Origin of the sequence: Brevibacterium sp. 239c, assembly GCF_900169365.1 — a bacterium.
GTDB lineage: Bacteria > Actinomycetota > Actinomycetes > Actinomycetales > Brevibacteriaceae > Brevibacterium.
Map to the genome: position 1 here is coordinate 1 of NZ_FXZH01000063.1, position 1,243 is coordinate 1,243.

1 protein-coding gene is annotated in these 1,243 nt (G+C 60.8%); it reads right to left on the minus strand.

What is annotated here, in order from left to right; all coding sequences use genetic code 11:
• Positions 1-265 precede the first annotated feature (265 nt).
• Positions 266-985, minus strand: coding sequence for a hypothetical protein (locus BSP239C_RS20370; RefSeq protein ID WP_101575106.1), 720 nt, complete (start codon positions 983-985; stop codon positions 266-268).
• Positions 986-1,243: the final 258 nt, after the last annotated feature.

The window sequence follows — 1,243 nt, forward strand, 5'->3', positions numbered from 1 at the left end:
CCCCAACCTTTCTGGATACCGTTACCGTCTTCGACGCTGAACGAGGTCCCGTACAAAGACGTTGTCTCCGGGCGGCCGGCATCTGGTCTCGTGACTTTTCGAGTAGGTTTCCTGGTCCACGCAGCCGACGTGACAAAGTCCCACGGATCCCTCGCAGCTTCTGTCTGCAGATACAGCAGCCAGTCGACTCCCCGCCTGGCATGATCGGCCGGGAGGCCCCTGTGGAGTCGCAGGAACTCCTTGATAGCTCTGTTCGGCCCGCCCTCTAAAGGGTTGGTCGGCCTCGCGACCGTGATTCCTTCTTCCGCCAGGTCCAGCCAAACGAAGAGTTGCTCGTCACGGACGAGTCCGGCCAGGAGTCTCCACGCCCGCCTGGTCCGTAGGTGTGTGTGTACCACCAGGTCTGGCCCGGTCTGACGTGCGAGGGTCGAGGCGTGCCGGCGTGGGCACGAGTACGGTGTTTGAGGAAGGTCTGCCACCGCGCTTCCCATGCTGCGAACTCACCCATCCACGCGGCAGCCTGATCGTGAGTCTTGACCTTAGTGAGCATCGTGTAGATCGCGAGAAGTTCCTTGTTCGCAGGCAGATTCGGTCGCCGTGTGAGGTGCCTGTTTCCGCCCTGGCGGATATGGAAGTAACAGCGCTGGATACGCGTCGATGGCCACAGCCTCCTGATCGTCGTTATCAGGGGCCCGTTGCCGTCAACGACGGCGACGACGGGGGCCGGGATCCGTTCGATGAGCGCCGTCCATGATGCGGTCTTTTCCTGGTCACACCACTGCCAATCGATGACGTGTGTGCCGGTGTGGGCAATGAGGACGCACCATCCGTTGAAGTAGGTGCCATCGAGCATGATTTGGTCATGGATCTCGCCTGTTCGCGACAGGGTGGGGGCCACGTTCCAACACCACTGTGTGCGCCTGGCGAAGGTGCGTGTGCTGGTGGCGAAGTCGCCCCTGTCACGGGTACTCGTCAGCCAGGCCATGAAGCTGGCGAACTCGGCTCTTCTAGTGACATCAGCCCGGGTTTGAGACGTCGAGGCGCCGCAGTGCTTGCACCGCCACCTGGTCCGTCCAGCAGTGGTCTTGCCGTTCTTAACGAGCTTGTTCGCACATACACCACAGCGGGGATGATTCCTGGGATTGGACACTGAACATGCTTCCAGACCATGTTCAGCCCCGTCTTGGCCTACTGCCTACTGGGCAAAGTCCCTATGCTGTACACACAATCTGGCCTATAACCC